Source organism: Archangium lipolyticum, assembly GCF_024623785.1.
GTDB lineage: Bacteria > Myxococcota > Myxococcia > Myxococcales > Myxococcaceae > Archangium > Archangium lipolyticum.
In genome coordinates, this window is sequence record NZ_JANKBZ010000006.1 from 230097 (window position 1) to 255437 (window position 25341).

Annotated in this window: 21 protein-coding genes and 2 pseudogenes; 12 read left to right on the forward strand and 11 right to left on the reverse strand. The window is 69.6% G+C overall.

What is annotated here, in order from left to right; all coding sequences use genetic code 11:
* Nucleotides 1–8: 8 nt before the first annotated feature.
* A complete protein-coding gene (proC, locus tag NR810_RS15850) occupies nt 9–872 on the forward strand; it encodes a pyrroline-5-carboxylate reductase (RefSeq protein WP_257453445.1) in 864 nt (287 codons plus the stop codon).
* 164 nt (nt 873–1036) lie between these two features.
* On the opposite strand, the gene NR810_RS15855 is transcribed toward proC, so the two are convergent.
* Both NR810_RS15855 and NR810_RS15860 read right to left on the reverse strand, forming a co-directional pair.
* A complete protein-coding gene (locus tag NR810_RS15855) occupies nt 1037–3730 on the reverse strand; it encodes a TIGR02266 family protein (protein ID WP_257453446.1) in 2694 nt (897 codons plus the stop codon).
* Between the two features lie 206 nt (nt 3731–3936).
* Nucleotides 3937–5340 (reverse strand): hypothetical protein, encoded by a 1404-nt coding sequence (locus tag NR810_RS15860; RefSeq protein ID WP_257453447.1) that lies wholly within the window; start codon nt 5338–5340, stop codon nt 3937–3939.
* A gap of 275 nt (nt 5341–5615) precedes the next feature.
* Between NR810_RS15860 and NR810_RS15865 the strand changes: the two genes are divergently transcribed.
* The 9 genes and pseudogenes from NR810_RS15865 (at nt 5616) to NR810_RS15905 (ending at nt 16263) form a co-directional block, all read left to right on the forward strand.
* Nucleotides 5616–6647 (forward strand): AAA family ATPase, encoded by a 1032-nt coding sequence (locus NR810_RS15865; protein WP_257453448.1) that lies wholly within the window; start codon nt 5616–5618, stop codon nt 6645–6647.
* 9 nt (nt 6648–6656) lie between these two features.
* On the forward strand, nt 6657–7535 hold the full coding sequence (locus tag NR810_RS15870; protein ID WP_257453449.1) for a DUF58 domain-containing protein: 879 nt from the start codon (nt 6657–6659) through the stop codon (nt 7533–7535).
* The gene (locus NR810_RS15875) at nt 7532–9637 is read left to right on the forward strand and encodes a BatA domain-containing protein (protein WP_257453450.1); all 2106 of its coding nucleotides are present in this window, start codon (nt 7532–7534) and stop codon (nt 9635–9637) included. The genes NR810_RS15870 and NR810_RS15875 overlap by 4 nt, the downstream gene beginning before the upstream one ends.
* Before the next feature lie 67 nt (nt 9638–9704).
* Complete coding sequence (sitA6, locus tag NR810_RS15880; protein WP_257453451.1) at nt 9705–10415, forward strand: SitA6 family polymorphic toxin lipoprotein; 711 nt, start codon at nt 9705–9707, stop codon at nt 10413–10415.
* 28 nt (nt 10416–10443) lie between these two features.
* Entirely contained in the window at nt 10444–11169 is a 726-nt protein-coding gene (gene sitI6 / locus NR810_RS15885; RefSeq protein ID WP_257453452.1) for a SitI6 family double-CXXCG motif immunity protein, read from the forward strand.
* Nucleotides 11170–11188: 19 nt separating this feature from the next.
* The gene (locus NR810_RS15890; protein ID WP_257453453.1) at nt 11189–12817 is read left to right on the forward strand and encodes a CocE/NonD family hydrolase; all 1629 of its coding nucleotides are present in this window, start codon (nt 11189–11191) and stop codon (nt 12815–12817) included.
* A 79-nt stretch (nt 12818–12896) separates the two neighbouring features.
* Nucleotides 12897–13943 (forward strand): hypothetical protein, encoded by a 1047-nt coding sequence (locus tag NR810_RS15895; protein WP_257453454.1) that lies wholly within the window; start codon nt 12897–12899, stop codon nt 13941–13943.
* 18 nt (nt 13944–13961) lie between these two features.
* Nucleotides 13962–14045, forward strand: a pseudogene (locus tag NR810_RS15900) (winged helix-turn-helix transcriptional regulator); the annotation flags it as partial.
* A gap of 178 nt (nt 14046–14223) precedes the next feature.
* Nucleotides 14224–16263 (forward strand): CBM96 family carbohydrate-binding protein, encoded by a 2040-nt coding sequence (locus tag NR810_RS15905; protein ID WP_257453455.1) that lies wholly within the window; start codon nt 14224–14226, stop codon nt 16261–16263.
* Nucleotides 16264–16342: 79 nt separating this feature from the next.
* On the opposite strand, the gene NR810_RS15910 is transcribed toward NR810_RS15905, so the two are convergent.
* The 3 genes and pseudogenes from NR810_RS15910 to NR810_RS15920 all read right to left on the reverse strand — a co-directional run bounded on the left by NR810_RS15910 (nt 16343) and on the right by NR810_RS15920 (nt 18765).
* Nucleotides 16343–16987, reverse strand: coding sequence for a glutathione S-transferase N-terminal domain-containing protein (locus NR810_RS15910; RefSeq protein ID WP_257453456.1), 645 nt, complete (start codon nt 16985–16987; stop codon nt 16343–16345).
* A 34-nt stretch (nt 16988–17021) separates the two neighbouring features.
* A pseudogene (locus NR810_RS15915) lies at nt 17022–17714 on the reverse strand (Rpn family recombination-promoting nuclease/putative transposase); the annotation flags it as partial.
* Between the two features lie 73 nt (nt 17715–17787).
* Nucleotides 17788–18765 (reverse strand): metallophosphoesterase, encoded by a 978-nt coding sequence (locus NR810_RS15920; protein WP_257453457.1) that lies wholly within the window; start codon nt 18763–18765, stop codon nt 17788–17790.
* Nucleotides 18766–18971: 206 nt separating this feature from the next.
* Between NR810_RS15920 and nagZ the strand changes: the two genes are divergently transcribed.
* Nucleotides 18972–20075, forward strand: coding sequence for a beta-N-acetylhexosaminidase (gene nagZ / locus NR810_RS15925; RefSeq protein WP_257453458.1), 1104 nt, complete (start codon nt 18972–18974; stop codon nt 20073–20075).
* Nucleotides 20076–20099: 24 nt separating this feature from the next.
* Here the strand turns inward: nagZ and NR810_RS52120 are convergent, their stop codons facing one another.
* The 5 genes from NR810_RS52120 to NR810_RS15950 form a co-directional block, all read right to left on the reverse strand.
* On the reverse strand, nt 20100–20522 hold the full coding sequence (locus NR810_RS52120) for a hypothetical protein (RefSeq protein WP_306818218.1): 423 nt from the start codon (nt 20520–20522) through the stop codon (nt 20100–20102).
* Nucleotides 20523–20742: 220 nt separating this feature from the next.
* Nucleotides 20743–21192, reverse strand: a complete 450-nt coding sequence (locus tag NR810_RS15935) for a hypothetical protein (RefSeq protein WP_257453459.1) — start codon at nt 21190–21192, stop codon at nt 20743–20745.
* Nucleotides 21193–21362: 170 nt separating this feature from the next.
* Nucleotides 21363–21965: a hypothetical protein gene (locus NR810_RS15940; RefSeq protein WP_257453460.1), complete on the reverse strand. Its 603-nt coding sequence runs from the start codon at nt 21963–21965 to the stop codon at nt 21363–21365.
* A 215-nt stretch (nt 21966–22180) separates the two neighbouring features.
* Complete coding sequence (gene bcp / locus NR810_RS15945) at nt 22181–22816, reverse strand: thioredoxin-dependent thiol peroxidase (protein ID WP_257453461.1); 636 nt, start codon at nt 22814–22816, stop codon at nt 22181–22183.
* A gap of 31 nt (nt 22817–22847) precedes the next feature.
* Nucleotides 22848–23240 (reverse strand): hypothetical protein, encoded by a 393-nt coding sequence (locus NR810_RS15950; RefSeq protein ID WP_257453462.1) that lies wholly within the window; start codon nt 23238–23240, stop codon nt 22848–22850.
* A 51-nt stretch (nt 23241–23291) separates the two neighbouring features.
* Here NR810_RS15950 and NR810_RS15955 point away from each other — a divergent pair, with 51 nt between their 5' ends.
* Nucleotides 23292–23948, forward strand: a complete 657-nt coding sequence (locus tag NR810_RS15955) for a HoxN/HupN/NixA family nickel/cobalt transporter (RefSeq protein ID WP_257453463.1) — start codon at nt 23292–23294, stop codon at nt 23946–23948.
* A gap of 37 nt (nt 23949–23985) precedes the next feature.
* Here the strand turns inward: NR810_RS15955 and NR810_RS15960 are convergent, their stop codons facing one another.
* Nucleotides 23986–25317 carry a response regulator gene (locus tag NR810_RS15960; RefSeq protein ID WP_257453464.1) on the reverse strand — a complete coding sequence of 444 codons (1332 nt, stop codon included), beginning with the start codon at nt 25315–25317 and terminating at the stop codon, nt 23986–23988.
* Nucleotides 25318–25341 lie beyond the last annotated feature (24 nt).

The window sequence follows — 25341 nt, forward strand, 5'->3', positions numbered from 1 at the left end:
GCCTCGCCATGACGGCCGATCCGATTGAAGCTGTGCCCTCGCAGAGACCCGCCCTGGGCTTCATCGGCGGTGGTGTGATGGCCGAGGCGTTGATCGCGGCCGTCACCGAGGGGGGCTTGGCCGCACCCGGCACGATCCTCGTCGGAGAGGTGAACGAGGAGCGTCGCCGTGTGCTCCGCGAGCGGCATGGCGTCCAGGTGACCGCGGACAACCTCGCGGCGGCAGCCGCGGAGCTCGTCGTGCTGGCCGTGAAGCCGCAACACCTGGGTGCCGTCCTTCAGCAGTTGCACGGGCGGCTCCCGAGCGACACCCTCGTCGTCAGCATCATCGCGGGCGCGCGCCTTCAGACCCTGTGCGAGGGGCTCGGACACCCGCTCGTCGTTCGCGCAATGCCAAACACCCCCGCGCGCGTCCGCATGGCGGTCACCTTCTGGATCGCGAGCCCGGGCCTCGGCAAGCCGGCTCTGCTGCGCGTCCGCTCACTGCTGGGCGCACTCGGCACCGAGGTGGAAGTCGCCGCCGAGGCCGGCGTGGAGCTCGCGACGGGCCTCGCCGGGCCCATGCCCGCTTTCGTCTTTCTTCTGATCGAGGCGTTCATCGACGCCGGCGTCGCCCTGGGGCTGCCCCGCGATCAGGCCACCCTGGCGACCGTGGAGAGCATGCGCGGAAGCCTGGAGCTGCTGCATCGCACCCAGGAGTCCCCGGCCGCCCTGCGCCAGCAGGTCACGAGCCCCGGTGGCGCGACTCTGGCCGGCTTGAAGGTGCTCGACAGCGCGGGCGTCCGCGAGGCGATGAGCGCAGCGGTACGCGCGGTGCACGAGCGCGCGCTGGAGCTCGGTCAGCTTCCGGTCGATCCCTCCAAGAGAGGCTGACTCATCAGCGCGCCAGTTGCGCATGGTGGGCCTGGCTCGGTGACACACGTGACCGTGTAGGACCCGGCTTCACGCGACAGGCTCAACCTGGGATTCGATTTACCCTCACCCCGTCCCTCTCCCAGAGGGAGAGGGGTTGTTGGGGGGTTGTTGGGCGGCTGGGCTCAGCCCTTTCCCACGACCTTCTTCAGGAAGCCCCAGAATCGCCCCGAACGCTCCTTCAGATCCTGCCCTCGACGCTCCTCCGCCGCTCTCGCCGCGTCCGACGCCACGTTCAGCCTCTGCCTCAGCTCCTCCGGCGTGTAGCGCGTCGCCAACGTCGCCTTCATCTCCTTCCGCGTCGAGTACTCCAGCGCGTTCACGTGCAGCACGCACTCCGAATCCAGCCGCAGCGTCACCGCTACCCTCACCGACCCCTTCGGCCCCTTCGGCAATCCCTCCAGCCTCACCGTCCCCAGGTACTCGTTCGCCGAGATGTGGTTGTCCTCTCCCTGGAAGATGGACAGCTCCATCACCTCTTCGTTGTCTCGCGTCGTGGAGATCGCGAACGAACGCTGCGCCGGCAACGGCGTGTTCCTCTCGATGACCCGCGTGAACCCCCCTCCCGGCATCGCCACCCCGATCGTCATCGGCAGCACGTCGATGAGCACCACGCTGCTCACCTTGTCCACCGCGCTCGAGTACAGCGCCGCGCCCAACGCCACCGCCTCGTCCGTGTTCACCCCCGCATGCGGCGGCTTGCCGAACACCTCCTTCAGCTTCTCCCTCACCAACGGCATCCGGCTCTGTCCTCCCACCAGCAGGATGTCGTCGATCTCCCCAGGCCGTAGCTTCGCGTCCAACAGCACGTCCCGCACCACGTCCAGCGTGCGCATCACCAGCGGCATGCACGCCCTCTCCATCTCCGCGCGCGTGAGCGTCACGTGCAGGTCGTGCGGCTGTCCCCCCTCGCCCATCATCAGCATCGGGATGTGGACCTCGTACGTGCTGCTCTCCGAGAGCGCTACCTTCGCCCGCTCCGCCGCGTCCGTCACCCGCGACAGCGCGATCCGGTCTCCCTGGAACGCCACCTTCTCCTGCTGCTGGAAGCGCTCCAGCAACAGGTCCACCAGGATGCTGTCGAAGTCCATGCCCCCCAGGAAGATGTCTCCTCCCGTGGACAGCACCTCGAACACGTTCCCGTCGATGCGCAGGATCGTCGCGTCGAACGTGCCGCCTCCCATGTCGTAGACGAGCACCTTCTTCGCCATCTCCCGGTTCAGCCCGTACGCCAGCGCCGCCGACGTCGGCTCGTTCAGGATGCGCTCCACCTTCAGCCCCGCCATCCACCCCGCCCGCCTCACCGCCTCGCGCTGCGGCTCCGAGTAGTACGCCGGCACCGTCACCACCGCCCGCTCCACCTTCTGCCCCAGGTGCTGCTCCGCCAACTCCTTGCACTCGCGAAGGATGATGCCCTGCACCTCCTCCAGCGACAGCACGTGCTCCCCCATCCGCACCGCCGCCCGGCCTCGCGCGTCGGGGACGATCTCGTAGTGGAAGCGCTCACGCACCTGGTTCACCACCGCGCTGTCGAAGGGCCTCCCCACCAGCCGCTTCGCTCCGTAGATGGTCTGGTCCGGACGCAGCAACACCTGGCTCTTCGCGCGGTGACTCACCAGCAGCTTGCCCTGCGTCGTGAGCGACACCACCGAGGGAATGGTGTTGTAGCCCTCGCGCGAGCGCAGCACGGTGGGCTTGTTGTTCGTCACCACCGCCACACACGAGTTCGTGGTGCCCAGATCGATTCCGATGACCGGGCCCTTGCCCTCGATGCTCGTGGGCGGCGTGAGGAAGACGGTGCGCACCTGACCCGGCGAGCTCTTGGGCTCGGGGGGCAGCGCGGCGGGCTTCGCCGCGGCCGGCGCGGAGATTGGCGCGGGGGCCGGAGCCGGAACGGCGGCTGGGGTCACCGGACGGGCTACCGGGGCAGGTGCGGCGGGCGGAGCGGGCTTCTTCGCCGGAGGCCTCCGCATGGACTGCCCCGCCACCGGCCGGGCGAACTCGAGCGGCTCATCGTCGTCGGAGGCCTCCAGTTCGAGCTCCACCGCGCTCCCTCGCTGGGCGATGGGCGCAGGCTGGGGCGCGGGGGAGGCCGGCTGGGGCGTGGGCCCGGGCATGGCCGCCGCCGAGAGGTCCCAGTCGAACTCCTGCCCCCCTCCCACCGGGCGCGCGGGCGGCTTCGCGGCGGGAGCGGGAGCGGCGGGTGGAGGCGGCGTGCTGAAGACGAGCTCGTCGATGGGGATGTCGACGGCGGTGATCGGCGGCGGTGGCGGAGGCGCGGGCGGCTCGACCGGCCGGGCCGCGGAGACGGGCCGGGGAATCGGCGTCCCCGGGCTGACCGGCGCCACGGAGGGAATTCCCGGCACCGGAGGCACCACCGGCACCACGGCCGACGGCCTCACCGGCGAGACCGGCGGAATGGCCACTGGCGGCGGCGTCCTGGCCGGCGCCCGCTGAGCCTGCGCCTGCGCCTGCGCCTGTGCCTCGCCCTTTCGCTGCAGCATCCGGTCCACGAGCGCCTGGGAGGCGGGCTCCAACTCCGTGAACTGGATGCCCATCCCCGGAGGCCCGGACAGGTCCTCGGGCGGACGCACCCACCGCACCACCGCCGCGCCCCTCATCACCCGCACCCCCTCGGCGATGCGCACCTCGAACTTCACGGGCGTGCCCACCGGCTGCGGCTCGCGCGAGCGGATGAACATGCCCCCGGGGCTGATGTTGACGGCGAACTCCTCGACGAAGCTGCTGATATCCGTGTGCTTCAGCTTCACCAGCAGGCCCACGGCCTTGCGATCCGTCGTGCGCCGATCCTGATCCATGAATCTGACTGTCGCGGGTCCCTCCCTCCCGCTCAAGTCTTTCCGCGCTCCTCCGCCCTCCTGCCTGCCCGGCGCACCGTACAAGCGCGCACATGGCTCGCCCCGGACTCCGCCCCCAACGGAAGGCAACGTCGCTGGAGGGACCTCGAATCGGAGACCCCGGAGGTTGTTCCAACTTTCCGAGGAATCAAAAGTCCAGAGGCGCCTCAGGGAACGAGGAGCCGCAGGAAGGCTTCCTGATCCCACGCGTTCTCCGCCCGGGCGCCATGCCGCTGGTAGCCGGCGAGCGTGAACCCCTGGCCCGGGACGAAGCCCAGCGCGGTGCTCGTCACCGGGCAGCTGCTCTCGGGGCACTCGCCAGGAGACAGCGTGAGTTGATCGCGCTGCGTGCCCTCAGGCTCGTACATGCTCAGCACGCCGCCACAGGCCACCACCACCCCGCCCGCGTCATCCACCGCCACCACGGGCGACGCCGGGTTCTCGCCGCACGCGAGAGGTTGTGCCCAGCGCTCGGCCCCCTCCGGGCCCGCGGCGAGGACGAAGGCCCCGGGACCGGTGAGCGTCCTCCCGCCCCAGGAGAGCGTGCCGCGGAACTCCCCCACCAGCGCCACGCTCTCGTCCGGACCCGGCTTCAGCCCGGTGACGCGGCCGTCCACTCCCCGCAGCTCCCGGCCCCACGCCAGGCGCCCATCCGTATCGAAGGCGAGCAGCACCAGGCCCTGGCTCCCCTCGGCGCCGAAGGTCCGGCCATCCACCCGGAGCGGGCCCACCAGGCGCCCGGCGAGCAGCGCCCGGCCCGAGGGCAGGTGCCCCAGCGCGTACAGCTCCGTCCCGTCGGCCACCAGGTCCAGCTGCCGCGTCCACCGGTAGGCCCCCTGGGCATCATGGTGGGCGAGCACCGGGATGTGGCCCTCGGGCGTCCACTCCTCGGCCGCGACGAGCGCGCCACCCTCGCCGTCCGCCGCCAGCCCGTACACCTTCTGTCCCACCCGCCGCTGCCACAGGGGCTCTCCCGACCCGGAGAACTTCACGAGGAAGCCGTCATTGGCCTCGCCCAGGCCGAAGTCCAACGAGTACAGGAAGGCATTGCCGGTGAGGAAGACCTCCCCCGTGGGCGAGGACTCCACCAATGGCGAGGCCACGCGCATCCGCGAGTAGTCGCGCGTCCACCGCTCCTTCCCATCCGGGCCGTACTTGGCCACCGTGAGGCCGCGCCGCTGGCCGGGCACGGACTCGCGATCGCCGTCCTCGCGCGGCGTGGAGAGCCACACCATGGAGATGTCTCCCGTGTGGGCCACCGCCAGCGCAGTCCCGAGGTCGTCCTGCGGCCCGCCGAGCCGGTGGAACCAGGACCGGGAGGAGGGCTGGGAGTTCCCGGGGGTGGGTGCCCCCTTCTCCGGCTTCGGCGCGGACGTCTCCGGAGCCCCGGCGACCGGCCCGGTACCAGGGACCGGAGTCTCTGGCCCGGTCGTCTGGACGGGAGGCTGCCCGGACTCGCTCCCGGGGGTGTCCATCTCCGTCCCTCCACATCCCACGGCCAGCGCCAGCAGCGCGGTGGGCAGGACGCCCTTCCACAGACGGTTGGTGTGTACGCCAGACTCTCGGTGCATGTTGCTCTCCCCACCGTCCCTCCCGGCCGGATCGACCCGGAGAAACGAACCGGCGGAAGGTAATGGGGGCATTCCCAGCGGCATCCCCCCAGGCGGACGGGTCACCCGAGCCCCCCCGGGGGGCAGGGGGACGGCCGCCCCTCGTCCCGGAGCGGACGAACGTCCGATGGCAGGAATACCCCCGTGTCCGAACGGTTGGCAGCCCACGTTCGAGCCGCGGCCCCCACGCGAACCCCTTGGTCCGCGCGCCGCCCGAGATTAAGAGAACGTTTCTCATGGAAAACGCCGCCCCCATCGCCCCGCCGCCGGTACCGGAAGCCACCAGCGAGGACCTCAAGGCCGTCGAGGAGCTCGCCCGGGCCAAAGCTCAAATCCTTGGGCAGATCGAGAAGCGCGTCGTCGGGCAGCGGGACGTGGTGGAGCACCTGCTCATCGCGCTCTTCGCCCGCGGCCACTGCCTCTTCGTCGGCGTGCCCGGCCTGGCCAAGACGCTGCTCATCTCCACCCTGGCGGACGTCCTCAACCTGTCCTTCAACCGCATCCAGTTCACGCCGGACCTGATGCCCTCGGACATCACCGGCACGGACATCCTCGAGGAGGACAAGGCCACCGGGCACCGCGCCTTCCGCTTCCTCAAGGGCCCGCTGTTCGCCAACATCATCCTCGCCGACGAGGTGAACCGCACCCCGCCCAAGACGCAGGCCGCCCTGCTGCAGGCCATGCAGGAGTACCGCGTCACCGCCGGCGGCCGCACCTACCCGCTCGAGCTGCCCTTCCTCGTCTTCGCCACGCAGAACCCCATCGAGCAGGAGGGCACCTACCCGCTGCCCGAGGCCCAGCTCGACCGCTTCATGTTCCTGGTGGACGTGGGCTACCCCACCGCCGAGGAGGAGGTGGAGATCGTCAAGTCCACCACCGGCGGCACGCAGCCGCAGTTGGAGAAGATCCTCTCGCCCGAGAAGATCCTCGCGCTGCAGGCGCTGGTGCGCCGGGTGCCGGTGCCGGACCACGTGGTGCGCTACGCGGTGGAGCTGGTGCGCCACACGCGGCCCAAGGAGCCGGGCGTGCCGGAGTTCATCGCGAAGAACGTCTCGTGGGGCGCCGGCCCTCGCGCCAGCCAGTACCTGGTGCTGGCGGCCAAGGCGCGCGCCATCCTCAACGGGCGCTTCGTGGCCTCGGTGGAGGACGTGAAGGCCGTGGCCCGCCCCGTGCTGCGCCACCGCGTGCTGCCCAACTTCACCGCCGAGAGCGAGGGCACCACCTCGGTGAAGCTGGTGGACCAGCTCGTCTCGCTGGTGAAGGGATAGCCCCCCGGCATGGTGCTGGATTCCCAGACGCTGGCCCGCCTGCAGGGCGTGAAGCTGCGCGCCCGCGCGGTGATGGAGGGGGTGCTCTCCGGCCTCCACAAGAGCCCCCACCAGGGCCAGAGCGTGGAGTTCGCCGAGCACAAGGAGTACGCGCCCGGTGACGAGCTGCGCCACCTGGACTGGAAGGCCTACGGCAAGTTCGACAAGTACTACGTCAAGCGCTTCGAGCACGAGACGAACCTGCGCGCCGTCATGGTCGTGGATGCCTCCGCCTCCATGGGCTACCGCAGCGGCGCGCTCTCCAAGCTGGACGTGGCCACCACCCTGGCCGGCGCGCTGTGCTACCTGCTGGTGCGCCAGCAGGACGCCGCCGGCCTCGCGCTCATGACCCAGGGGCGCTTCCAGGACGTGCCCCCGCGCGCCTCCGCCGGCCACCTCAACGTGCTGCTGGACGCGCTCGAGCGCACCTCGCCCAACGGCGGGACGAACCTCATCTCCGCCGCGGACCACCTCGCCGAGGTGCTCCCGCGCCGCTCCTCCGTCGTCGTGCTGTCCGACTTCCTCGACGAGAACCAGGACGCGCTCAAGCGGATTCTCGCCCTGCGGCAGCGCAAGAACGACGTGTCCGTGTTCCACCTGGTGGACCCCGCCGAGCTCACCTTCCCCTTCGATGACCCCACGCTCTTCCTCGACATGGAGGGCGAGGGCCGCATCGAGGTGAACCCGCGTGAAATCAAGCAGAGCTACCTGGAGGAGTTCGGCGCCTTCCTGGCGAACGTGAAGTCGGCCTGCGCGGAGGCGGACGTGGACTACGAGCTGGTACGCACTGACGAGCGCCTGGACGAGGTGCTGCTGCGCTACCTGGGCCGGCGCGGGAGGCGGCGGTGACCTTCGCCCATCCGTGGATGCTGCTGGGCGCGCTGGCGGCGCTGATTCCGCTGCTCGTCCACCTCTTCGACCGGCGGCGGCCCCGCCCCCACCCCTTCGGGCCCCTGGCCTTCGTGCTGCGCAGCCAGAAGCGCACCGCCAGCCGGCTCAAGCTCAAGCGGCTGCTGCTGTACGCGCTGCGGACCCTGATTCTGCTCGCGCTGCCGGTGGCCCTGGCTCGGCCGGAGTGGAAGCAGGACGCACAGGCGGCGGCGGTGGTGAAGGGTCCGGCGGCCACGGCCATCGTGCTGGATGCGTCGCTGTCCATGCGCTGGTCGGACGGCACCTCGCTCTTCGAGCGCGGCCGGGACGAGGCGCGTGACGCGCTGGCGGACCTGCGCCCCGAGGAGCCCGCGACGGTGCTGGTGTGCACGGGCTCGGCCCAGCCACCCGGGCCTCCGGCCTTCGACCGGTCCAAGCTGCGGCAGGTGATCGACGAGGCGCAGCCCACGTACGCGGCGGCGGATCTGTCGCGTTGCCTGGACATGGCGGCTCGAGCGCTGGAGGAGAACCCCATGGCGGGCAAGCGCCTGGTGGTGGTGTCGGACCTGACGGCCGGCTCCATGCGCCTGGAGGCACCGACGCCGACGGTGAAGGGCCCCACGGGTGAGGCGATCCGTCCCGAGGTGGTGCTGCGCGACGCGGCCAACGGGAAGGCCTCGCTGCCCAACCACGCGCTGGTGGACCTGAAGGTGGAGCCCGCGCTGCAGGCGGGTCCGCGCGCCTTCGTGTTCACCTTCACGGTGAAGAACTTCAGCGAGACGCCCCTGAAGGACCTGGAGGCGGCGGTGCGCACGGGCGACACCACGCTGGGCAAGGGCTTCGTGGACGTGCCCGCCAACGGCACGGCGCAGAAGTCGCTGACGGTGCGCTTCCAGCAGGGCGGCACGGTGTCTGGCCACGGAACCCTGACGCCGGATGGGCTGGCCGAGGACGACCGGCGGGCCTTCGTGCTCGCGGTGCCGAGGCCGCTCAAGGCGCTGGTGGTGAACGGAGAGCCGCACGCCACGCGCTACCGGGACGAGGCCTTCTTCATGGAGGCCGCGCTGTCGGCCCCGGGCTCGCCGGTGCAGGCGGCGGTGCGCGACGCCGAGGCCGGGTGGCGCGAGGAGTTCACGAACTACGACGTCGTGTACCTGCTGAACGTGCCGGCGCCTGACGAGAGCGGGGCGGCGAAGCTGCGGGCCTTCGTGGAGAACGGCGGCGGCCTCTTCGTCAGCATGGGCGACCACGTGGACCCCGAGGCGTACAACACGCGCATCGGCACGCTGCTGCCGCGCAACCTGCGGCTGGTGCGCACCAGCGTGAACCGTGACGACCCGGACGCGGAGGAGAAGGCCGCGAAGCTGGCCCAGGTGCGCGTCGAGACTCCCCTCTTCGCGCCCTTCACGGGCCAGGCCGAGGAGGGTCTCGTCGGGGCGCGCTTCTACCGGTACATGCTGCTGGAGGCGGATGGGAGCGGCGCGGCCCAGGGCGCCAGCCAGGTGCTGGCCACCTATGAGGACGGTGCTCCGGCGGTGGCCGTGGCCCGGCGGGGCAAGGGCCGGGTGGCGCTCTTCACCAGCACGGTGGACCGCGACTGGAGCGACTTCGCCATCCGCACGAGCTTCCTGCCGCTGATGCAGCGCTTCGCCGCGTACCTGGCGGGCTCGTTGGAGGAGCGAGAGGAGCAGCGGGTGCGCGTGGGCGAGACGCTGTCGCTGCGGCCCGAGGGTGCCGCACAGGCGGTGTCCGCGGTGAAGGGTCCGGACGGCACGGAGGTGCCCGCCAAGGCGCAGCCGGACGGCACGGTGCTCGTGGGTCCGGTGGAGCAGCCGGGGACGTTCTCCGTGCTGGGCGCGGATGGAAAGCCCGTGCCCGCGCTGGCCTTCGCCGCGACGCTCGACCCTGCCGAGAGCGACTTGAGCCGGCTGCCGCAGGACGCGCTCTCCGCGCACTTCGGCGAGGAGACGGTGAAGGCCTCGAGCGCGGACGCGGAGCGCCCGCCCGTACCCCTGTGGACGTGGCTCATCGTCGCCGCCGCGTTCGCCTTCTTCTTCGAGGGCACGCTGCTGCGCAAGTAGCGGCCTCCTCGCGGCGTCTGTCACCACCATTCCTGGCCAGGGGAACCGCTACACTTTGCGGTCAACCATGGCCAGACCACCGCTGTCCCCGCTACCAGTCCCTCTTGCGCTCCTGCTGCTATCCGCGTGTGCCGCTACGTCCCCGGTCGTGCACTCGTGGGACGACGTGGAGCGAGACGACCCCGCCGCGTGCGAAGCCCCGAGCACGGATCAATGTGTCGTGCTCGCATGCGACGAAGGGATGTGCGGCGTCTTTGGCTGCGAGGACGTGGACCCGGAGGCGCTGGCTCGTGCGCCTCTAACGCATGGTGCGGAGTTGGCGCGCTACCGCCCTCCCGTGCGTGGCCCTGGCACCCAGCGCAACTGGCGGCGCGTGGGGCTTCGAGCGGATGCACAGCCCCGGATGGCATTCCACTTCCGCTATCGCTACGGTTATCTCCCGGCCTTTCCCCGGCTCGAAGGGAAGCTCATCAAGCATCACCTGTTCCCCCAGGCCCAAGAATTCAGGGAGTGGTTCAAGAACAATCGTATCGATGTCCACGCATGGACGATGGCCATTCCGGAGCAGGTGCATCTGCGCATCCATCGCGGCGCGAACGGTGGTCCATGGAACGAAGCATGGCGACAGTTCAAGGACGCCAATCTCCACCGCCAAGTGTCGCGGGAGGAAATGCTGCGAAAAGCCTTCGAGCTGGCCTACCGCTTCGACATCGTTGGCCCCGTCGTGCCTTACGGTCATCAGATCGTCCTTCCGGGTCCACAGCTTTTCGCCAACTGACAGCGTTGCTGGATGGAGGAAGAGTCGCGTGAAGCTCTACAGGCTCACAAGAGATGAAGCACCGCGCCACACGGGAAACCTGAATGCCGGACACAAATGGAACCTGCCTGGCGTGGACTGGTCGCAGCCGTGTCCGACCTGCCGCCTGGGTGGTGGTCTGGGAGCGCTTTATTACCCCTGCGTGGACCCTGCTGACCTCCCCGAGCGAGAGAAATTCCATGAGCCGGAGCCAGTACCTTACGAGGAGTTCATCCGGCTACGTGAGCTGGTACGTCCGCTCGTCCCTGATTGGGCCGTGCTGAAGCCAGGGGCAGCATTCGGTCCAGTGGAGGGGTCTGGCCTGGGGTACTTCGGCCAGCTCTTCATGCAGAACCCCTGGACACTCTACGCACGCCGCGAGGCACTGGAGCGTTTGCAGGCGGCCGGTGTGCGGGGACTCCAGGGCTGTCCCATCAAGGTACGCTTCCGGCAGAAGAACCACCCGGAGTTGCTGGAGCTGCAGTTGGAACTGCACGGCCAATTCCACCCCGAGTGCCTTTCACCAGATCGCAAGCCCATCTGCCCCACCTGCGGTAGCAACCAGAACCCCCTCCCGAAAAAGTTCTGGCCCGAGGCTTCGTCGCTGCCCAAGGACCTCGACATCTTCCGCTTCCGCGACGCGCCCGGCTTCATCCTCGCCAGCGAACGCATGGTGGATGCGGTGAAGCGCCTGGAGCTGGACGGCGTGGTGTTCCAGGAGGTGGAGGTCCGCTGACGTGTCATCATGAGCGGCCATGACCATCGCAAGCCGCCTCCTCGCACGCCTCATCGAGCTGCCTCCGGCCGATACCCAGGACGTCATCGTCGAGCGGGACCTCGAAGTGCCCATGCCCGATGGCATCAAGCTGCTGGCCGACCGCCATGCCCCCCGTGGCGGTGGCAAGCTCCCCACGCTCCTCGTGCGCTCGCCCTATGGCAGACGCGGTCTCTTCGGGCTCCTGTACGGCAGGCTCTTCGCCGAGCGCGGTTTCCAGGTGCTCGTCCAGAGCGTCCGCGGCACCTTCGGCTCGGGCGGCCAGCTCGACCCGTTCCGCAACGAGCGGGCCGATGGTCTGGCCACCATCGAGTGGGTGAAGAAGCAGGACTGGTTCTCCGGCGAGCTCGCCACGCATGGGGCCAGCTACCTGGGGCTCGTGCAGTGGGCGGTGGCCCGTGACGCGGGACCGGTCCTGAAGGCCATGGTGGCGCACGTGACCGCGTCCGAGTTCCGCAGCCAGACCTACGCGGGCGGTGCCTATTCGCTCGATACCACGCTGTCCTGGACCCACCTCGTCCGCAACCAGGAGAAGTCCCCACTCCTCGCGCAGCTCGGCGCGAAGCGCAAGCTCAAGCCCCTCTTCAAACACCTGCCGTTGAACGAGGTGGACGCGCTGGCGGTCGGAGAGCGGGTGCCGTTCTTCCAGGATTGGCTCGAGCACCCCGAACCCGGCGACCCGTGGTGGAACGCCGCCGACTTCAGCGCCTCGGTCCCCGAGGTCACCGCGCCCGTCCACCTCATCGGCGGCTGGTACGACATCTTCCTGCCCTGGACCGTGAACGATTACGCCGCGCTCCGCCGGGCCGGCCGCGCGCCCTATCTGACCATCGGGCCCTGGACGCACGGCGCTCCCTCGGGAATGGCGGCAGCCGCGCGTGAGTCACTCGTGTGGCTCAAGGCCCACCTCAAGGGTGACCGCGGTCAGTTGCGCGAGGCTCCCGTTCGCGTCTTCGTCATGGGTGCCAACACCTGGCGCGACTTCTCCGAGTGGCCTCCTCCTGGCGTCCAGACCCGGCGCTGGCACCTGCAACCCGGCCGGGGCCTTGCTCCCGCCACGCCCGCCGCCTCGGAGCCCGACCGCTACCGCTACGACCCGGCGGATCCCACTCCCTCCCTGGGCGGCGCGCTCCTGACGAGTGACGCGGGCCCGAGGAACAATCGCCCGCTGGAAGCCAGACCCGACGTCCTCACGTACACCAGCGCTCCGCTGGAGCGGGACCTGGAAGTCATTGGCCCCGTCCGCGCCGAGCTCTTCGTCCGCTCCAGCCTCCCGCACACCGACTTCTTCGCCCGGCTGTGCGACGTCGACCCCTCGGGCAGATCCATCAACGTCTGCGATGGATTGCTGCGCCTCGTCCCCGGTCAGCCCCAGGCCGAGCCCGACGGCACCTTGCGTGTCTCCATCGACCTGTGGCCTACCGCCCACCGCTTCCTCGCGGGCCACCGCATCCGCCTCCAGGTCTCCAGCGGTGCACATCCCCGCTTCGCTCGCAACCCGGGCAGCGGGGAGCCCCTCGGCTCCGCGAAGACACTCGTCCCCGCGGACCAGGCCGTCTTCCACGACCCCGCCCACCCCTCCGCACTCCTCCTCCCCGTCATGGGCTGAGTGGATCGGGTTGCACCTCCAAGCAGCCACATGTTTGACTCTCTGGGTCCAGGCTCCCCGCCCCGCCCCAGAGCGTGCCATGACGAACACCGAGCAGATTCCCATCGCCGCCAAGAGCCTGGCGTCCCTGGAAAAGTATGTGGGCCGCTCGGTTCCACTGAAAGGATACTCGTCAGCCAACGCCATCCTCATCAACAGCTACTCCGGCGAACAGCAACTGTGGGTGAGCCCCAGCTTCGCCGGGTACAAGAACGCGTGGGTGAAAGCGTTTGGCAGTCTTCCGACGAATGCCCAGTACGACGTGGACCACATCTACACCAAGGTCCGCGCACAGATGTACGGGTACCAGTACGTGCGCCTAGCCCTGGTGGATCACCGCATCAACCGGGGCAATGGCGCGGGTATCGAGAAGATGTGGCAGAAGATCCCGATCCCCCCTGACTACACGTTGCCCGACATCCGCTATGCGGACTACACCCAGGAGCTCAAGCTCCAACACATTTCCCTGACCCCCTCGAAGAAGTATTCGGAGAAAGAGGTTCCCGGCAAGGCGATCCTCGGACGCCCCGTTCCCCAGCCCTCCCCGAGCGCCCCTCCCGTGCGGAAGCCCACCGTGAAGACGACAGGGCCCGCCAGGCCCGCCTCCTCCTCTGTTCCCAAGGTCCGCTCGACCCCGGCCACCGTCTCCCACAAACTCCGCTGCGTGCCTGTCGACATCCAGCGGGCTGGCAAGGTGCAGCGGGTCGTCGTGAGACCGAAGTCGTATGGCTGGAGCGCCAACGTTCTGGAATGGATCATGGGTGGACTGGTGGCCCTGTCCAACCGAGCCCCGACCCAGGAGGCATTGGACAAGATCCTCGCAGGCACCCGGAACCACATCCCCCCAGGGGGAGGCGTTCTCGTCGCCCTTGTCTACAAGGAGCCCAACAACGCCAGCCAGTATGGCTTCTCGACGCAATACTTCATGTACGCCTACGTCATGGGGTATGGCAGGACAGCGCAGGAGGCCCACCAGAAATACCAGGCGGAGCTCACGGCACGAAACAACGCGACCATTTCGCCCGGGACACAGGAGGGATGGCACAAAGTGGAACACCTCCTGTGGTTCACGGCAGCCCCCCACTAGAGCCCGCGGCAACTCGAGCGCGATGGCCTCGTGACACGGACGGCCCATCCCGTCGTACCGCCCCGGGTCGAGTACCAATTGACGCCGCTCGGTGACTGCTGACTCGCGGGCGCCGGGCTTCCCAACCCGGAGCACCCCTCTTCTCACTCCGGGTCACGTTCCTGCCCACTTCGTCACCGTGACGTGGAATCTCGCGCCTCCAACGGTCCTCCGGGACGGAACTCCCCGGGCATGTCGAGTGCATCCGGCGCCGCGCGGACCACTCAGCACCGGAGGAACGATGAAGCTCGCGAGGTCGTGGGGAATGAAGTTCGTGGGAGGGTGCGCGACCCTGGCGCTGCTGACCCACTGCGGAGGAGAGGAAGGAGAGGAACAGGCGTCCTCCATCCTGAAACAGGAGCAGGCCACGACCCGCGCGGATGCGGAGTGCATGCCGCGAACGGAGAGCCAGTTCTGGTACGTCGAGCCGCACGCCGACGGGTATGCATCCCAGAGCGAGCCCACGCGCCGTTCCAGTGGCGAGTCACAACTGCTGGTGGACGGCTCGCCCCGGCTGGAGAGCTACCTGAAGTTCTACGTCTCCATCCCCACGGGCTGGCACGTGCGCGAGGCGAAGCTGCAACTGCACGCCGTGGACCAGACTCCGGACGGTCCACTGCTCCATCGCGTCAGCGACGACTGGGCGACCTACGACTTCGACTGGAACACCCGGCCCGCCCTCCTCGGCGCTCCGCTGGGCAACCTCGGCGCCATCGACGCCAACACCTGGGTGGAGTACGACGTGTCGAACGTGGTGGGCGGGGAAGGCGCCTACAGCTTCGGCCTCGTTCCCGAGTCCACCAACGGGGTGGACTTCGTCTCGCAGGACGTGCCCTCGAGCGAGCTGCGCCTCACCCTGGAGTCGGAGACCTACTGCACGTACCGCGGCACGGGCGGCGGCCTCACCGGGTGGACGCGGCACTACGGTGGCTCGGGCCCCGAGCGGCTCCAGGCCCTGACCAGCCACGTCGCGGGGGGCTTCGTGGCCGCCGGCCACCTCGGCGAGGCGCCCTTCCCCACCGGCACCGGCTTCGCCCTCGCGCGCCATGGCGCGGACGGCACGCCCGTGTGGAGCCGCCAGGTGACGACGGGTGACGTGCGGGTGCGCTCCCTCACCGTGACGCCCGAGGGCAACATCCTCGTGGTGGGCGGCTACGGCGGCTCGCCGGACCTGGGCACGGGCCCGCTGCCCACCGCCCCCGCGAGCTACGACAACCGCGCCTTCAACGCGTTCTTCGTGGCGAAGCTCTCGCCCACCGGCCAGCCCGTCTGGGCTCGCGGCTTCGTGGCCAGCTACGACTATGGAGAAGGCCCCGAGACCCTGCCCGTCTACGTGCAAGCGGTGGCCACGGATGCCCAGGGCAGCCTCATCGTCAGCGGCGGCTTCCACGGCAACCTGGACCTCGGCGGAGGGACGCTCTTCGCCGGCACCTCGAGCCTCGACTTCATTTCGGGCGACGCGGTGCCCGGTGGCTTCCTCGCGAAGTTCTCCTGGACGGGCCAGCACCTCTGGTCCAAGGCCTTCCCCTCGGCCACGTACCTCAACTCGACCATGGCCCGGACGGTGGCCACGGACACCGCCGGCAACGTGCTCGTCGGCGTGGAAGCAAGCGCCGACACGTACATCGGGAGCCCGGCACCCGCCCCGCATCCGTTCATCGTGAAGTACGGCCCCTCCGGCAACGAGCTGTGGCGGCGGGTCTTCACCGGCACCAAGGGCGCCATCGTGGACGTGAGCCCGCTGGGCACCGACAAGGTGACCTTCGTGGCCGAGCTCGCGCTCACCTTCTCCTTTGGCAACAGCGTCTACACCGGGGGGAATCCCCTGGACCCCACCAGCAGTGAGCGCTCCGTGTATCTCGGGACGTTGAGCGCCTCGGGACAGGACGGGTGGCTCCGCGAGCTGACCCGCAGCATCTGGACGGGCGCCATCGTCCGGGAGCTCGTCACCGGGGACGATGGGACGATCTCCATCACCGGCTACGGAGACAGAATGGACCTGGGTGGTGGCATGATGGGCAGCTCGCGCACCAGCGGCTTCGGCAAGCTCATGCCCTTCGTGGCCCGCTACTCGGCCTCCGGTGGCCACCTGTGGTCACGCGTCTTCGACAGGAACCTCGAGGGTGAGGTGTTCTGGCCCGAGACGCGGCTCCACCTGGCGCCGCAGCCGGGAGGCGCCCTGGTGCTGGGCAGTGACTTCGAGGCTCCCATCCTGCTCGACGGGCGCACCTATACGCCGCGAGGCTCCGCCGACCTGCTCTACCTCCAGCTGAAGCCGTAGAGCAGCCCACTTCCACGCGGGCGTGGGCTCCGTGGGACTGGCGCCGTAAAACGGACGGGCGGTCGGTTCGTGGCGCGCGTCACGTATCGAAGCGATAGGGGGTCTCGCCGATGGAGGCTCGCGTCGCGAAACGCCGGCAGAACCCGTTCAACTCGGCATAGGAGGCGGTCGGCAGGACATCCCGAAACTCCAGATGCGTCACGAGGCAGAAGAGCGTGACCTCCAGGAAGCTCAGGTCCCGCTCCGGCGGGAGCGCGGCGAGGATGGCGCTCGCGTTTTCCTCCAGCCACGACAGCATGTTGACCAGGCTCTTCCGCATCTTCGCGTGGTGGGCATTGCTGTCGCTGGCGTCGGCCAGCCTGCCCATGATCAGCGACACTTCCGTCGCCATGGCCTGAAGAGCGAGCTCCTGCGCATTGGCAAGCAACGGCTCGTCGAGGTCCTCCGGCCATACCACGCGGGGTCTGGGTTCCGCCCGCCGCCAGAGCTCGCGACAGACATTGAGCGCACCGAACCAGACACCTCGGGGCGTCCGCAAGACCGGTATTTTGAGCGCGGGGTTGCCGCCATAGTCCCCCGGATCGGAGGACATGAGATCGCGCACCACTTGAAAGGAATGGTCGATGCGCATCTCCGCGGCGAATATCCGCGTGACGCGCGTGAAGTGCGAACTCGAGCGACCGATGATGACGGGTTTGTCGAGTTCCTCGAGCGTGGCTGGCATGGTCGCTCCTCGTACTGGGCTGGATGCGGGGAAACTACTGTGAGAGGTCGTCCAGCACTTCGGAAAGGGTGGTGGCGTTCAGGGAACGCTCGAACCAGCGGTCGAGGGTGGCCACGTCTGTGCAGGTGAGGATGCGCTGCCGGGCTGCCTCGTCGGCATGCACACCCCGTGCGGAGAGAATCCGCAGGACGTCCTCGGCACGCCCTTGGCTCAGTCCCTGCGCCAGCCCCTCCTTCCGGCCCTCGTTCCGGCCCTCTTCCCTGCCTTGTTGGCGTCCCCGCTCGATGAGTTGTTCGCCATAGCTCCGCATCAACTCCTCCGCTCGTTGGGCATCCACCACCGAATGTAACACCCGCCCGGCCGCTTCATGCACGGCCTCGTCCCCCACCCACAGCAGGTAACGGATGAGCACCACCAGATGCTCGCCCCCCTCCGGGCCCGCTTGCACCTGGGCGAAGAGCGCCACCCACTCCGGTAGCTTCCGAGCCAACTCCTCGCTACGCCCATGGCGCAACACGAGCCAGGCCAGCCGGGCCAGCGGCGGCCCAGGACGCGCGCGCAGCGCTTCCTCCCGCTCGGCCGTCAGGTCATCGAGCAGGTACTCGAAGCGCGGCACCAGCACTCCCCACCGCTCCCGCTCTTGCTCACCCCCTGGCAGCTCGAAGAGGTCCTCCACCCGGCGTGGCGCCGTCCAGCGCCCCTCCGGCCCGTGGTACATGACGAGCGGGAGGTGTAGCGGGCGAAGAGGTCATGCGGTCCAGACATGGCGCGCCGCCCTCAAGCACACGGCGGGCGAAGGTCTAGCGCCTCTCGCCCTGCCCTCGCCACGCCGCCGAAGGCCGCGTGTTCCCCGACGAGGGTCGCTGCTCCTCGCGCCGCAGCGTGAACACCGTCACCTCGGGAGTGCAGTTGATGCGGATGGGCACCACGCTCATGCCGATACCCCGGTTGATGTAGAGCCGGTTCCCCGAAGCGCCGAAACCCGCGTCGTCGATCCACCCGTCCGTGTGGACCTCGCCCTCCACGGCGAGCTCGCGCCAGCTCCAATGCGGCAGGAATGGGATGCGCACCTGTCCTCCGTGGGTGTGTCCCGCCACGGCCAACGGTGCCGAGCCCTCCGGAAAGCCCGGGAACGAGTCGGGGTGGTGCATGAGCACGATGCGCGGAGCCCCCCGAGGTACTCCCAGCAACGCCTTCAACGGCCTGTCCCGGCCCGGCCAGTGCCCGTCCACCCCCACGATGTAGAGCGGCGCCCCGTCCACCACCACTGGCACGGACTCGTTGCGCAGCACCCGGATGCCGATGGACTCCAACCCCCTCGCCATCTCTTCCGAGGCCTCGGGCTCGGGCGCCTCGTCCTCCGTCATCATCCCGTAGTCGTGGTTGCCGAGCACCGCGAACGTCGGCAACCCCTCCCGCGTGAGCGGGCGCAGGATGTCGATGATACCGGCGACCTTCCTCCCGGTGCTCTCGGGCCCCGGCTCATAGATGAAGTCCCCGGCGAGCAGCACCGCCGCGGGCCGCAGCTCGAGGATTCGTGCCACCGCCTTCCGCATGGCCCCCTCGTTGTCCATCCACATGCCCACCTGGAAGTCGCCAGCCACGGCGATCCGCTGGCCCTCCCACTGCGGAGGCAACCCCGGCAGGGAGACCCCCTCGTGCTCGACGTCCACGATGAAGCGCGGCTCGATGAGGACTCCGTACAGCAGCACCGTGAGCACGATGGCGAGCACGCCCCAGGTGACACCTTTGAGTGTCCTCTTCGCCCTCGGCTTCACACGAGCCCCCAGGCAAGCCTGGGGTGGCGGAAGTCCCCCGCCAACCACCCCAGGAGGGGGAGTAGCCGGAAGGGGTCTCCCGCCCGCCCGCCTACCAGCCGGATGCGGCATTCCCGACGGAGGAGCAGGCGGCCGCGCACGGGAGCCGACAACAGGCCCGCTCTCCCCTCCCCGGACCGCACGGAGCGTGACAAGGTGGTGCCCCTATGAGCAATGCCCTCTACCGCGACTGTGCCCGGCTCTTCATGGTGGGTTTCCCCGGCCAGCGCATCGACGATGACTTCGCCTCGTTGATGGACGACGGCATCTTCGGCGCCATCCTCTTCAAGCGAAACGTGGGGACCGCGCAGGAGACGGCCACCCTGTGCCGCGAGGTCAAGGCGCGCGCGGGCCGCCCCTTCATCCTCTCGGTGGACCAGGAGGGTGGCCGCGTGGCGCGCCTGCGCGGCGAGCCCTTCACCACCCTTCCCCCCATGCGCGAGCTCGGTCAACGCGGCGACCTGGAGCTCGTCGAGCGCGTGGGCCGGCTGCTCGCGCACGAGCTGCGCGCCGTGGGCTTCGACTGGGACTTCGCGCCCGTGCTCGACGTGGACACCCATGCCGCCAACCCCGTCATCGGCGACCGCAGCTTCAGCCGCGACCCCGACGAGGTGGCCCGCATGGGCGTCGCCCTGGCTCGCGGCCTCGAGGCCGGTGGCGTCGCCTCGTGCGGCAAGCACTTCCCCGGGCACGGTGACACCCAGTCGGACAGCCACCTGACGCTGCCCCGGCTGCCTCATGACATGGAGCGTCTGCGCCGCGTGGAGCTCGTGCCCTTCCGCTCCTTCGCCCAGGCCGGGCTCGCCTCGCTCATGACCGCGCACGTGCTCTTCGACGCGCTCGACCCGAAGGTGCCCGCCACCATGAGCCACCGCGTGCTTCACGGCGTGCTGCGCCAGGAGCTGGGCTTCGATGGCGTGCTCGTCAGCGATGACCTGGAGATGAAGGCCATCGCCGACTACTACTCCGTGGAGGAGGCCGCCGTGCTCGGCACCCTGGCCGGCGTGGACCTCTTCCTCGTCTGCCACAAGGCCGACGTTCAGCGCCGCGCCATCGAGGCGCTCGTGCGCGCCGTCGAGTCCGGCCGCGTGCCCCGCTCCCGCATCGAGGAGGCCCACCGCCGCCTGGCCCGGCTCGAGGCACGCTTCGCCCACGGCCCCGAGGACCGTCTGGCCACGCTCGGTGACGCCGAGCACCGCGCCCTCGCGCACGGGCTCGCCAGCTCCTTCAACGGGAAGGACCCCACCGAAGTGATGCTGGCGTCCCGCTAGCCTCCTTCCACCGGGGCGCCTCGCCTAGCGCTTGGCGCCACCCGTCCCGGCCGGGCTGTTGTTGACGTCCTGCTCGCCCGTGACGCCCTCGCCCGGGGTGCCCAGTTCCTGGTTCTCGTCACCCAGGCCCGCGCCACCCGTGCCCGCGTCCGCCGGGGACATGCCCGCGTCCGCCGGGGACATGCCCGCGTCCGTGGCTCCGCCCCGGGTGCCCTTCTTCGCCCCACCGGCACCCCCGGCGCCACCGATGCCCTGCTCATCCATCTGCACGTCACCGGCGCCACCGGCACCACCGATGCCCTGGTCCTCCATCCCCACGCTGCCGGCGCCACCCGTGCCCGTCTCGGTCTGCGCCCCGCCCCGGTTGGTATCGCTGCACGCCGGGAACAGCAGCGACGCCGAGGCCAGCGCACCCACCACCATCCACTTGCGAATGTTTCCGCGCATCTCGCACCTCTCCCATTCTCGGGCAGCCGGTATGGCCACCCGGATCCATGACGGCTCGCGTGAGCCGTCTTCCCTCCCGCTCTCCTCCGCGAAGGAAGGCGGGTCATCCCTCTGAAGTCGTGTGGAGCCAGGCTCCGGGCAGGCTCCCTCCCCAGGCGGAGGAGGTCCTACCGCGCGCTCCCCGCCTCCCTCCGCGGGAGGCCGCCGTCCTGTGTCCGCCCTACTTGGGGTGCACCTGCGGTCTCGAGTCCGGAGACGAGGGCTCGGAGGACTTCATCGGCGGCACCTGCGCCGCCGGCAGCTCGCGCGAGGGTCTGAGGGCTCCGCCCTGCGCACCCTGGTTCATGTACAGGGGGCTTCCCGGAACCGGGGCCGGACCGCCACCGCCCACGCCCTCCTCGCCCCGCTGCTCGCGCAGGGCGCGCTCCCCGGAGTCCATCAGCAGCGAGCGCCCCTGCGTGCCATCCGTCTGTGGCGTCCGGGGATCGATGCTGGTGGGGATGTCCTTGATGGTCCCGTTGTACCCAGCGAGCGCCGGATCCCGGACCTGACCCGGCTCGAAGGAGTCGTTCCCCGGCTGCTGCGGCAGCAGTCCGCACGCCGCCACCAGCCACGAGGCAGAGGTCAGTGCCCCCAACACCACCCACCGTCTGAAACCACGATCGTGCATGTCCGTCTCCAGGGACCGCGTCCCTCGCTCCGCCCGCCCTCCGCGTCATGCGAGGAGCGGGCCACGCCGCGCATTCAGGGATGGCCACCCGGATGCCTCCGGGCTACCGAGCGGGTTTCTGGCGAGCCCCTGCTCGCCCGGCCCCTCTCCAGCGGGGCCACCCGGCCGCTCTACTTGCGCGGGTCCAACTGTTGCCGGCCCGTCCTCGCCCCCTCCTGCTCCTCCGGCGTTCCCTGGCCCTGCGGCAGCGACTGCTCGCCTACCGGCGGTGTCTGTGGCTGCACCGAGCCGCTGGAGGGCGCCGGGCTCGCCAGGAGGTTGCCCGAGCCCAGCTCGACGGCATAGGTGCCTTGAATCCACGCTCCATTCGGACCCGCCTTCAGCGGCCTGCCCGTCCCGAGCGCGATGGCCGCCAGGGAGTCGAACCGCGGCGGTGGGTACGGCACGCGCTCGTCCTGCTTCAGCCAGAGGCCCTCCTGAACCCGCGCATCGAGCTCGGATTGGGGCACGGCCTTGCTCTGCGAGTCGTCCCGCGCCACACCCGAACCACCCGTCCCCGATGCCGCCTCGTCTCCCGCCGTGAGCGGGATGTGCCGGGGGAATCCGGTATTGGACCCCCGACGCAGGCTGATGCCCTCGCCCTTCTCGTCCGGGTAGTAGTCCTCCTGCTGGGACGTCTGTGCCCAGGAGCGTCCGTAGTCCTCGCACCCCATGAGCAGCCCCGCCCCCGCCACCGCTCCGAGCAGTGCCAGCTTCATCCCCGTCTTCCTCATGACCGTCTCCCCTGTCGTTGTCCGTTCCTTAGGGACAGGGGTGGGCATGCGCGTGGATGGCCGGTAGCAGCGAGCGGGCGGGCAAGGGATGCTCGCTCTCCTGTCGACCCACGAGCGAGGGAGCGCGCGGCTCGGCGCCAGGGTTCAACCCGGAGAGGGATAGACCCTCACCCCGTCCCTCTCCCAGAGGGAGAGGGGAAGTGGGCTACACGGGACTACTGGCGGCGGGTGGTGGACTTCTTCGCTACGGCCTTCTTCGCGGGTGCTGCCTTCTTCGCTACCGCCTTTTTCGCCGGTGCCGCCTTCTTCGCCACGCTCTTCTTCTTCACCGGCTCGCGCACCGCAGAGGGCGTCTCCGCGGACGCACCACCCGACAGCGACTCGAGAATCTCGTCGACGTGTCCATCCACCTTCACCTTCGGCCACACGCGCGCCACCTTGCCCTCCGTGTCGATGAGGAAGGTGGCGCGCGTCACGCCCTGGAACTTCCGGCCATACAGCGACTTCTCACCCCACACGCCATAGGCGTCACACACCTGGCGCTCGGTGTCCGCCAGCAGCGGGAAGGGCAACGAGAACTTCGTGGCGAACTTCTGGTGGCTCGCCGTCGTGTCCGGCGACACGCCCAGCACCACCGCGCCCGCCTCGCGCACCGCCGAGTGCTGGTCCCGGAAGTCGCACGCCTCCCGCGTGCATCCCGGGGTGTCATCCTTCGGGTAGAAGTAGAGGACGACGTTCTTGCCCCGGAACTGCGAGAGCTTCACGTCGTTGCCGTTCTGGTCCTTCAACTGAAAGTCCGGCGCCTGCGTACCTGTCTGGGGAATGGGCATGGGTATGCTTGGATAACCCATCCGCGCTCCTTCGCAAACCCGACTTTTCCAGTCACCTTCCGCCGTCACCCTCCTCGGGGTGCCCATGCATCGGATGCCCCTGCATCGGGTGTCCGTGCTCGTCCAGCGAGAGCGAGCCCCCATCCGGCTCGTCGGGCCTCGCCAGTGGCCGGGGCGGCAGGGGCGCCCGCAGCCGCCGGATGGCCGCGAGCCGCCGCTCCGCCTCGGGCCGCGCCTTCGACTCCCCAGGCACCGACTCCAGCTCGGAGATGACGCCGTCCCAGGCCGGGTCTCTCGGCGGCACGCCCCGCTCCACCAGGTCCGCGTATTTCCCCTGGGCCCGGGCGAGCCTCTCGGCTCCCTCGTCCTTCCGGCATGCCCCCAGGACCAGGCACCCCACCGCGAGCAGCATCACCGCCAGACGGCTTCGGTAGATGGGAAACACGTGCAACCCTCCTGCTGGCCTCGGACGCGAAGGGGGGTTAGGGTGGCCCTCGTGTCGCCCCTCTTATTGGCATTCCTCGTCGGTCTCGGCCAGGGCCTGTTCCACGCGGTGGGGCCGGACCACTGCGCCGCCATGGCCACTCTCGGCACCCTGGGCCCCGCCCGGCGCCGCACCACCTTCCTCGTCGCGCTGCGCTTCGCCCTCGGCCATGCCGCCGTGCTCGGCGGCGTCGCCACCTTCTGTCTCATGGCCGGCGTGGGTCTCTCGGAGACCTTCGAGCGCTGGGCCGAGGTGTTCGGCGGCATGGTGCTCGTCGCCCTCGCCGTCACCGCCTTCCTCTTCCCCAACGTGCTGCGCCACGGCCACCCCCACCTCCCCGGCCACACGCAGGAGCCCCACTCCCACCTGCACGACTCCCACATGCATGAGCGGGTGACCACCGCGGCCGGCGCCCTCATGGCCGTCAGTGGTGTGCGCTCGCTGCTGCTGGCCCTCCCCCCGCTCCTGGTGGGCGGCAGCCTGCAGTCCTCCGGGTGGACCTACCTCCCCGGTTTCGCGCTCGGCATCCTCGTGGGCATGGGCGCCGTGGGCCTGCTCCTCGCCGAGGGCCTCGCCCGTCTGGACTCGACCCTGGCCGAGCGTCTCCAGCGCCTCGTGGCCGTCGGCTCCGCCGCGCTCGGCCTCTTCTGGATCGTCAACCGGCTGTGAGCCCGGCGGGGGCAGCACCCCCACCGGGTAGGTGTCCCTAGTTGTTGCTCCGCGCCTCGAGGATGCCCAGCGACATCATCGACACCAGGTAGCCGTAGACGACCTGCTCCGGCCGGTTGGCGTAGGCGATCAGCTCCCCCACCGTGCGGTTGCCGTCGATGCGCGGCAGCAGCTCCGCCTCCCACCGCTCCAGCTCCACCTCGTGCAGCTGGTACGCCGGGGCCACCGCCGGGATGAGCCGGTCCTCCGGACGCAGCATGCGGCGCAGGCGCTCGGGCTTGTAGAGCTTCTTGATGCCCCGGACGATGAGGTTGGCCGGGTGCACGTCCAGCTTGATGGACTCGGCCGCGGCCTTCTCCTTGAAGCTCATCACGTAGGTGCCGTCCTCCCACGAGAAGAGCGAGTAGATGATGGCCTTCACCTGCTGGCCCACGTAGTACAGGCGCTCGGTGTCCTTGAGCAGGCCGCGCTCCACCAGCACGTCTCCGGTGCGCCGGTTGCTCGCCGTGGCCACCGCCGAGGCGTCCTGGAGCTGATCGGGCTTGATCTTCCCCACGCGCACCAGGAACTGGCCGAAGCGGTCCGCCAGCAGGTTGGACAGGGCGAACACCGGGGTGCCACGCTCGAAGTAGACGACCTTCTTCACCTTGCCGCGCTGCACGCCCAGCTCTCCCGTCTCGCGCGACAGGTAGAAGGCGGTGATGAGCGAGGGCAGGTTGTCCTTGAAGTCCCCGCGGCGGCTGCCCGGCGAGCCCGCGCCCACGGGCAGCGGCTCCGCCGGACGGCCCGGCACGGGCGGACGCACCAGGGTGACCGGCACCTTGTGCAGGGGGTTCGCGGTGAGGTTGGCGCCGCGGATCTCCGCGGTGAGGTTGTCGCCCCCCGTCACCTTGATGCGGCCCGTCAGCTCCATCGCGTCCTGGGGGCCCTCCTCCTCCACGTCGATGTCGAGCTCCACATCGAAGGCGTCGTCCGAGGGGGTGGCCGTGGGGGCCTTCTTCTCGACGGGCACCAGCTTGCGCACCGCATCGAGCAGCGCGGCGGCCTCGAAGGGCTTCTCGAAGTAGCCCGCGGCCGCGTACTTCTGCCGCGCCTCCATGGCGTGCTTGCCACCCTTGAAGACACCGGTGATGAAGACGAGCGGGAGCTGGGGCTGATCCTTCCTCAGCGCGTCCGCCAGGTGGTAGCCCATCATGTCGGGCAGGAGGATATCGAGCACCGCCACCGCTGGAGGCTGGGCACGCGAGACCTCGACGGCCTGCTTGCCCTTGCTCGCTCCGACCACTTCATAACCTGCATCTTCGAAGAGCTGGGTGAGGAGCGTGAGCAGCTCCTGGTTGTCATCGACGACGAGGATTCGGGGAGCCATCGCGTCGCCACCCTAACCAAAAGC

Bases quoted from the DNA above. Each gene is read 5' to 3' on its own strand.
- proC (WP_257453445.1), top strand. From the start codon at position 9: ATGACGGCCGATCCGATTGAAGCTGTGCCCTCGCAGAGACCCGCCCTG.
- NR810_RS15855 (WP_257453446.1), bottom strand. From the start codon at position 3,730: ATGGATCAGGATCGGCGCACGACGGATCGCAAGGCCGTGGGCCTGCTG.
- NR810_RS15860 (WP_257453447.1), bottom strand. From the start codon at position 5,340: ATGCACCGAGAGTCTGGCGTACACACCAACCGTCTGTGGAAGGGCGTC.
- NR810_RS15865 (WP_257453448.1), top strand. From the start codon at position 5,616: ATGGAAAACGCCGCCCCCATCGCCCCGCCGCCGGTACCGGAAGCCACC.
- NR810_RS15870 (WP_257453449.1), top strand. From the start codon at position 6,657: ATGGTGCTGGATTCCCAGACGCTGGCCCGCCTGCAGGGCGTGAAGCTG.
- sitA6 (WP_257453451.1), top strand. From the start codon at position 9,705: ATGGCCAGACCACCGCTGTCCCCGCTACCAGTCCCTCTTGCGCTCCTG.
- NR810_RS15890 (WP_257453453.1), top strand. From the start codon at position 11,189: ATGACCATCGCAAGCCGCCTCCTCGCACGCCTCATCGAGCTGCCTCCG.
- NR810_RS15895 (WP_257453454.1), top strand. From the start codon at position 12,897: ATGACGAACACCGAGCAGATTCCCATCGCCGCCAAGAGCCTGGCGTCC.
- NR810_RS15905 (WP_257453455.1), top strand. From the start codon at position 14,224: ATGAAGCTCGCGAGGTCGTGGGGAATGAAGTTCGTGGGAGGGTGCGCG.
- NR810_RS15910 (WP_257453456.1), bottom strand. From the start codon at position 16,987: ATGCCAGCCACGCTCGAGGAACTCGACAAACCCGTCATCATCGGTCGC.
- nagZ (WP_257453458.1), top strand. From the start codon at position 18,972: ATGAGCAATGCCCTCTACCGCGACTGTGCCCGGCTCTTCATGGTGGGT.
- NR810_RS52120 (WP_306818218.1), bottom strand. From the start codon at position 20,522: ATGCGCGGAAACATTCGCAAGTGGATGGTGGTGGGTGCGCTGGCCTCG.
- NR810_RS15935 (WP_257453459.1), bottom strand. From the start codon at position 21,192: ATGCACGATCGTGGTTTCAGACGGTGGGTGGTGTTGGGGGCACTGACC.
- NR810_RS15940 (WP_257453460.1), bottom strand. From the start codon at position 21,965: ATGAGGAAGACGGGGATGAAGCTGGCACTGCTCGGAGCGGTGGCGGGG.
- bcp (WP_257453461.1), bottom strand. From the start codon at position 22,816: ATGGGTTATCCAAGCATACCCATGCCCATTCCCCAGACAGGTACGCAG.
- NR810_RS15960 (WP_257453464.1), bottom strand. From the start codon at position 25,317: ATGGCTCCCCGAATCCTCGTCGTCGATGACAACCAGGAGCTGCTCACG.